Consider the following 649-nt stretch of genomic DNA (forward strand, 5'->3'; position numbering starts at 1 on the left):
ACAGCGGCTGGTACCGGATCTCGACCGGGTAGGTGCGGCCGCTGACCTCGACCACCGGGGCGGGCACGCCGTCGGGGTGCTCGTCGCTCGGCGGGGCGCCGAAGTGCCGTGCGAACCGGTCGGAGTCGATCGTCGCCGACGTGATGACGAGCTTGAGGTCGGGCCGCTGCGGCAGCAGCCGCGTGAGGTACCCGAGGATGAAGTCGATGTTGAGGCTGCGCTCGTGCGCCTCGTCGATGATGAGCGTGTCGTACATTCGCAGCATCGGGTCGCGCTGGATCTGCGCGAGCAGGATGCCGTCGGTCATCACCTTGACGAGCGTCGAGTCGCTCGACTCGTCCGTGAACCGCACCTGGTAGCCCACGACGCCGCCCAGCGGGACCCCGAGCTCGTCGGCGATGCGCTCGGCGACCGTGCGCGCCGCGATCCGCCGCGGCTGCGTGTGGCCGATCTGCCCGGCGCGGCCCCGGCCGAGCTCGAGCGCGATCTTCGGGATCTGCGTCGTCTTGCCCGACCCGGTCTCGCCCGCGACGACCACCACCTGGTGGTCGCGCAGGGCCGCGGCGATCTCGTCGCGCCGCGCCGAGACCGGCAGCTGCTCGGGGTAGACGATCGCCGGGAGCACCACGTCGGCGCGGGCCTGCGCCGT

The 649-nt window shown here is 72.3% G+C and carries 1 protein-coding gene; it reads right to left on the minus strand.

Features of this window, described 5'->3' with window-relative positions; all coding sequences use genetic code 11:
- On the minus strand, positions 1-649 hold a 649-nt coding region (locus tag G3I71_RS45455), incomplete at both ends, for a DEAD/DEAH box helicase (RefSeq protein WP_164324793.1).

This window comes from Streptomyces sp. SID12501 (genome assembly GCF_010550245.1).
GTDB lineage: Bacteria > Actinomycetota > Actinomycetes > Streptomycetales > Streptomycetaceae > Streptomyces.